At 67.0% G+C, this 6,593-nt stretch carries 6 protein-coding genes and 1 pseudogene; 1 reads left to right on the top strand and 6 read right to left on the bottom strand.

Going from position 1 to position 6,593, the window contains the following annotated elements:
• The 5 genes from AC2VOG_RS08455 to AC2VOG_RS08435 form a co-directional block, all read right to left on the bottom strand.
• Nucleotides 1-1,130, bottom strand: a 1,130-nt coding sequence (locus tag AC2VOG_RS08455) for a fatty acid desaturase family protein (protein ID WP_486939464.1), incomplete at its 3' end; no start/stop codon positions are given.
• An 82-nt stretch (nt 1,131-1,212) separates the two neighbouring features.
• Entirely contained in the window at nt 1,213-2,358 is a 1,146-nt protein-coding gene (locus AC2VOG_RS08450) for a ferredoxin reductase (RefSeq protein WP_486939463.1), read from the bottom strand.
• 66 nt (nt 2,359-2,424) lie between these two features.
• Nucleotides 2,425-2,934, bottom strand: coding sequence for a DUF6912 family protein (locus AC2VOG_RS08445; protein ID WP_486939462.1), 510 nt, complete (start codon nt 2,932-2,934; stop codon nt 2,425-2,427).
• Nucleotides 2,935-3,065: 131 nt separating this feature from the next.
• Nucleotides 3,066-3,896, bottom strand: coding sequence for a polyphosphate kinase 2 (ppk2, locus tag AC2VOG_RS08440; RefSeq protein ID WP_486939461.1), 831 nt, complete (start codon nt 3,894-3,896; stop codon nt 3,066-3,068).
• A complete protein-coding gene (locus AC2VOG_RS08435) occupies nt 3,893-5,287 on the bottom strand; it encodes a WS/DGAT/MGAT family O-acyltransferase (RefSeq protein ID WP_486939460.1) in 1,395 nt (464 codons plus the stop codon). Before AC2VOG_RS08435 ends, ppk2 begins: the two co-directional genes overlap by 4 nt.
• 205 nt (nt 5,288-5,492) lie before the next feature.
• On the opposite strand from AC2VOG_RS08435, the gene AC2VOG_RS08430 reads away from it, so the two are divergent.
• Nucleotides 5,493-6,026, top strand: coding sequence for an Rv3235 family protein (locus AC2VOG_RS08430; RefSeq protein WP_486939459.1), 534 nt, complete (start codon nt 5,493-5,495; stop codon nt 6,024-6,026).
• Nucleotides 6,027-6,039: 13 nt separating this feature from the next.
• On the opposite strand, the pseudogene AC2VOG_RS08425 reads toward AC2VOG_RS08430, so the two are convergent.
• Nucleotides 6,040-6,593 (bottom strand): annotated as a pseudogene (locus AC2VOG_RS08425) (preprotein translocase subunit SecA); the annotation flags it as partial.

Genomic DNA, 6,593 nt, shown 5'->3' with positions numbered 1-6,593 from the left:
TTCTCGCTGCGGGTCTCCGGTGCGTCATCGGCGGTGTCGCGCAGAAAGCGGTCCGGCAGTGACAGTTTGGCGATAGTGCGCCAGGTCTTGGCGTACTGCACCAGGAACGGCCCGGAGGTATAGGGCAGGTCGTACTTCTCGCACACCGCACGCACCCGCACCGCGATCTCGGGGTAGCGGTTGCTCGGCAGATCCGGGAACAGGTGATGTTCGATCTGATGCGACAGGCTGCCGCTCATAAACCGCATCGGCTGCCCGGCATCGATGTTGGCGCTGCCCAGCAGCTGCCGCAGATACCACTGCCCCTGCGACTCACCGACCATGTCGGTCTTGGTGAATTTCTCTGCACCGTCAGGGAAGTGACCGCAGAAGATGATCGCATTGGCCCACAGGTTGCGGATCACATTGGCGATCGCATTGGCCTTCACCGTCGAGACGAACGTCGCGCCGGGCGACAGTGAGGTCAGGGCCGGAAACGCCACGTAGTCCTTGAACACCTGCCGTCCGGCTTTGTCGCCGAACTCCCGCAGCCGCACCAGGGTCGACTGGCGACTGTCGCGGCCTTTGAAGATCTTGCCGATCTCCAAGTGCTGCAATGCGACTCCCCACTCGAACCCGATCGCCAACATGGCGTTGTAGAACAGGTTGAGCAGGTTGAAGCGCTGCCAGCGAGTGTCGCGAGTGACCCGGATTACGCCGTAACCCACATCGTCGTCCATCCCGAGGATGTTGGTGTACTTGTGGTGGGCGAAGTTGTGGGTGAAGCGCCAGTGCTTGGAGACACCGGCCATATCCCACTCCCAGCCGGTGGAGTGGATCTCTGGATCGTTCATCCAGTCCCACTGCCCGTGCATGACGTTGTGGCCGATCTCCATGTTCTCGACGATCTTGGCCACGCCCAAGGTGGCGGTACCGGCCCAGCGCGCCCAGCGTCGGTTGCCGGCCGCCAGTAGCACCCGGCCGGTCACCTCGAGCGCCCGCTGGGCGGCGATGGTGCGGTGGATGTAGCGAGCGTCACGTTCGCCTCGAGTCGCCTCGATGTCTCTGCGGATGGCGTCCAGTTCCGCGGCGAGATTCGCCACATCGGCGTCGCTGAGGTGCGCAAACACCTCGACGTCGGTTACCGCCATCAGACCACCTTTCGGAAACGCATTACCGTCTGCACCTACGCTATCGTAACCTACGACTCCGTAGGTTACCAGCGGGTAACCATTAGACGTCGAGCTCGCAATCGCCGGCGGCCGTGCTGACACAGGTCTGCACACGGGTCCCCGGCTCGTGGTCGGCACCGCTGCGCAGATCACGCGCCTGCCCCGCCACCAGCGTCACCACGCATGACTGGCAGATGCCCATCCGACACCCGAACGGCATCAAAACCCCGGCGCTCTCGCCGGCCTCGAGCAGCGTCGTTGCCGCATCCGCCGCAACGCTCTTGCCGCTTGCCGCGAAGGTCACCATGCCCCCGCCCTCGGCCGTCGCGGTACGCGCCACCGAGAACCGCTCGACATGCAAGTGGTCGGCGATCCCCGCAGCGGCCCAGACGCGTTCGGCATCGCCGAGCATCGCCGCCGGCCCGCACGCCCAGGTCTGGCGCTCACGCCAATCGGGCACATCGGCGTCGAGAGTTTCGGGTCCCCGCAGCTCCAGCCGACCCTGGTCGCGAGTAGTGCGCAGCAGCAGCCGGTAACCGGGATGGTCACGCGCCAAGGCTGCCAACTCATCGGCGAACAGCGTGTCGGCTGCCGTGGGCGCCGAATGCAAGTGAACGACGTCGGCGATGGCGCCGCGCCGAGCCAGCGAGCGCAACATCGCCATGACCGGCGTGATCCCGGATCCGGCGGTGACGAACAGCACCGTGGCCGGCGCCGGGTCGGGCAGCACGAACTCCCCCTGCGGCGCGGCCAGCCGAACTACGGTCCCCGGAGCGACCCCGTCCACCAGATGACTGGACAGAAAACCTTCCGGCATCGCCTTCACGGTGATGGAGATGGTGCGAGACCCGGTCACCGGCGGCGAGGTCAGCGAGTAAGAACGCCAACGCCATCGACCGTCGACCAGCAGCCCGATGCCGATGTACTGACCGGCCCGGTAGTCGAATTGGAACCCCCAGCCAGGCCTGATGACCAGCGTTGCCGAATCCCCGGTCTCGCGCCGGACCTCCACCACCCGTCCACGCAGTTCCCGGGCCGACCACAAAGGGTTGGCCAAGCGCAGATAGTCGTCTGGCAAAAGCGGTGTGGTGATCTGTGTTGCGATGCGACGCACCGCATTCCAGACCGGGTGACGGTCGACCCCGACGGCGGTCGGCCGCTTGGTGTCACCGATGTGGGCAACGATCGCCGAATGCTTCTTGCTCACGAAAAATTCCCTGTTCGCTACCGGGGGTTGATGAACCTACGGTACCGTAACCTTGCCCGGACGGCATCAGAGCAGGTCGAGCAGGAACGGCAGCTCCTGGGTGGCATACCAGGCCAGGTCGTGGTCCTGGGCGTCGCCGACGGTCAGCTCGGCGTCCTCGTCACCGAGGTCGGCGTCGTCGATCACCGCCATTGCCGCGAGCACAGCCGGCTCGGCAGCAGCGTTGTCCACATACGCCGCGACCACCTCGGGGAGCGCGACCGGCCCTGCCAGCCGCACCACCGCGGCATCCAGATCGGGGCGGACCGTAGCCCCCTCGACCTCGGCGACCAGCACCGCCCGACGCGTGGGCAGCTTCGCGCCGGCCAAATCGGCGTCCGCAGCGGCGAGCAACCGCAGCGAGGCCAGCGCCGCCTCCCCCAGCGCGACCTCGGCCAGTTCGTCATCATCGCCGTGGGCGTAGGCCTCCCGCAGCGCCGGGGTCACCGCGAACGCAGTCCCGCTGACCGGACGCAATGAACCGTCGGCGACCAGTTGGGCCAGCATGGCCAGCGTCGCCGGGATGTAGACCCGCATGAGCCCAGACCTTAGCCGCGATAGCTAGCGCGGCGAAGCCGGGCGACGCGGGTCGCGGCCGTCAACCCAGCCGCGATCGCCAGCGCGGCGAAGCCGGGCGACGCGGGTCACCACCCGCTTGCGGGGGAGGGTCATGCCTCGCCCAGCAGTGTGGCGGCGTAGTCATCGACGTAGCGGTAGAGACTTCGGTCGGGCCGCTTGTAAAAGCCGGTGACGATGGGCTTCTTCGGCAAGTCCACCCGCTGGTGCTCCACCTCGCGATAGGGAATCGACGCCAGCAGGTGCGCCATCATGTTCAGCCGGGCGTGTGTCTTGACTTCTGACTCGACCACATACCAGGGGCTCGACGCGGTATCGGTGCGGGCCATCATCTCGTCGCGGGCCCGCGAGTAATCCTCCCAGCGGTGCAGCGCCTCGAGGTCCATCGGCGACAGTTTCCACTGCCGCAGCGGATCGTTGCGCCGCTTACGGAACCGGCGCAGCTGCTCTTCCTGGGACACCGAGAACCAGTACTTGCGCAACAGGATTCCGTCGTCGATCAGTAGCTGCTCGAAAACCGGCGCCTGCTTGAGGAATTGCTCATGCTCTTCGGGAGTGCAGAAGCCCATCACCTTCTCCACCCCGGCCCGGTTGTACCAGGATCGGTCGAAGAGGGTGATCTCACCGCGCGCCGGCAAGTGCGCGATGTAGCGCTGGAAGTACCACTCCCCCTGCTCACGCTCGGTGGGGGCTGGTAAGGCCGCGATCCGCACCGTGCGCGGGCTCAGGTACTCGGTGATGCGCTTGATGACGCCGCCCTTGCCTGCGGCGTCACGACCCTCGAAAATCACCACCACGCGGGTGCCGGTAGCGCGAACCCATTGCTGGAGCTTGACGAATTCGCTTTGCAGACGCAGCAATTCCTTTTCGTATACGTCGTCGGCGAGCCGCTTCTTGGCGGCTTCGAATTCGTCGTCGCTCACTGTGCTGCCTCCAGCAGTTCGGCCAGCGCCTCGTCCAGCAGTGCTGAGACCATTCCTACGTCACTCATCGCCTTGCGGTCGGCATTGACACCGAAATAGAGCGTGCCGTTGTAAGACGTCACCCCGATCGTCAACGCCTTGTTGGGCAACAACGGCGGCACGCTGTAGGTCTCGAGCAGTTTCGCTCCGCAAACATAGAGCTGCCGCTGAGTGCCCGGTGCATTGGTGATCAGCAGGTTGAACACCCGCCCGGAGAATCCGGCGAACGCAGTCGCCACCCGAACACCCATCGCGTGCAGGGTTGGCGGGGCGAAGCCCGCCACGGTCAAGATGGTGCGGGCATCCACCAACCCGGTCGAGGTGGGATGCGACTCGGTGGCATAGGCGATCTGAGAAAGCCGGACTACCGGATTCGGTTCGCCGACAGGAAGATCCACCAAGAACGGTGTCACCGCACCGATCGGCTGACCCGCGGAGTCGAGTTCGTGGTCCGGATACACCGACAACGGTGCCATCGCCCGTACGGTGCGTGTCGATCCGACCGGTTCACCGCGGGCCAGCAGCCAGTTCCGCAGCGCGCCGGTGATCACGGCGAGCACCACGTCGTTGATGGCGCAGTCATAGCGGGCCCGCACTGTTCGGTAGTCCTCGAGCGAACCGCTCGCCACCGTGAACAGGCGGTTCTGCGAGACCTGGGTGTTGAGCGGGCTCTGCGGGGCCGCACCGCGCGCGATGGCCCGGACCGCATCGAACGCCTTGCGGCCCGCCCAGGTCAACGGGCTGCCGACCGTCGACCCCACCGCCTGCAGTTGGGTCCGCGGGGCCGCCACCCAGTCCCCGACCGCACCGAGCACCAACTCGACGGCGCCCGGCTCGTCGCGAGGTACCCAGATGTCTTCATGGAAAGCCGGTGGACGCTGAGTCCGATCGACCAGGACGTGCGCCAACGCCGGCGCCGCCATGCCGTGGACCAGCGCTTGATGGGACTTGATGTAGAGGGCGATCCGGTTGTCAGCCAGTCCCTCGATCAGATAGGTCGCCCACAGCGGCCGGGAGCGATCCAGCGGCTGTTGACTCAACCGTGCGACCAGCTCGTGCAGCTGGCGATCGCTGCCGGGGGACGGCACTGCGAGATGCCTTACGTGGTAGGTGATGTCGAACTCGTGGTCGTCCACCCACACCGGGCGGGCCAGGTTCATAGTGACTTCGCGGATCTTCTGCCGGTAGCGCGGGATTTGGGGCAGCCGCTGCTCGACGGTCTCCAGCAGCTTGTCGTAGCCCAGCCCGCCCCGCGGGTTACGAAGAATGAACAGCGACTGCACGTACATCGGCGTCGTGGTGTTCTCCAGCCGGTAAAAAGAGGCTTCCGACGCCGATAGCCGGTTCACCATCCTGGCACCCGTCCTCCCTGCTGGCTCGATCCGGCCGGGCACCGCACCAGCCCCGGATCGGAGAAAAACACTGCCGCTCACGGTAGCCCGCCGCTGGGCCGCGCCGCACGCGGATACGCCGCAGCCGCGATTGTGCGATGATCGCCGCACACGCCCTGCCACTCTCCAGCAGGCCCACCACCCGGACCGACCTTGGAGAGTTGCCGTGCCCATCGATCCCACTACGCCCCCGCGCTCGGCCGTCGCACCGATGCTCGACTACGAACCGCCGGCCCGCCCGGCTACGCCGGGTCGGCCCGCGCACTCGCCCGCGTCTCCGCCGTCGGTTCGGCCCCGCCGCGGGCATCCGCCGAGGACGCGGCCCGATCGACCCGCGCTCAAGGTGTTGCCGGCGCCGCTACAGGCGGCCGCGGTGTTCGCCGACGCCGCACTGCGCCGGGTCCTGGAGGTGGTGGACGGGCGCCGGCCGTCCACGCATCTGCATCCGCTGCTTGCCACCGGACTCGCCGACTCGGTGGTATCGGCGCGGCCGCCGACACCGGTGGGCCGAGTTGAGCCGGCCATCCTGCAGCGGGTACGCGTGCAACCGGCAGGTTCAGGCGAACCGGCCAGCGCGGTGGAGGTTTTCGGCACCTACCGGCGCGGACGGCGCACTCATGCACTGGCCTGCCGAGTCGAGTCCATCCCGCGGACGGGAAACAGCATCGCCTGGCGGATCGTCGCCCTGCACATCGGCTGAGCGCTTCAACGCCTCAGCCCTTGCGCGGCACCTTCGGCAAGCGGGGCCCGCGGCCTTCGCGGCGGGCCGCTTCGCGGCGCTCACGGCGCGATGTCGCGCCGGCCGGCTGCAGGTCGCGGGGACGCCGCACCTGCGCAGAGCCGTCCTCGTCGGGGCCCGAATAGGTCAGCCCGGCCGCACCATCGGCGCCGTCAGCACCGTTGGCGCCGTCGATTCCTTTGGCGCGCAACCCGAACTCCGCCAACCCCTCGGGGGCATCCACCGGCGCGACCGACTGCTTCGGGACGGCCTCCACGGCGACGTTGAACAGGAAGCCGACCGACTCCTCTTTGAGCCCGTCGAGCATGCCGCGGAACATGTCAAAGCCTTCCCGCTGGTACTCGACCAGGGGGTCACGCTGCGCCATCGCCCGCAGACCGATGCCTTCCTTGAGGTAGTCCATCTCGTAGAGGTGCTCACGCCACTTGCGGTCCAGAACGCTGAGCAGCACGTTGCGCTCCAGTTGCCGCATCGCGCCCTCACCCGCGAGCTCCTCGAGCTCGGCTTCCCTTGCGGCATAAGCACGTT

The organism is Mycobacterium sp. TH-M11, assembly GCF_057473725.1.
The sequence above is the reverse complement of the archived record's forward strand: the minus strand, read 5'-3'. Positions and strand labels throughout refer to the sequence as shown.

Coding starts and splice junctions, on each gene's coding strand:
- AC2VOG_RS08445 (WP_486939462.1), bottom strand. CDS start 2,934: ATGCGGGTCTACATCCCGGCGACGCTGGCCATGCTGGCCCAACTGGTC.
- AC2VOG_RS08435 (WP_486939460.1), bottom strand. CDS start 5,287: ATGGTGAACCGGCTATCGGCGTCGGAAGCCTCTTTTTACCGGCTGGAG.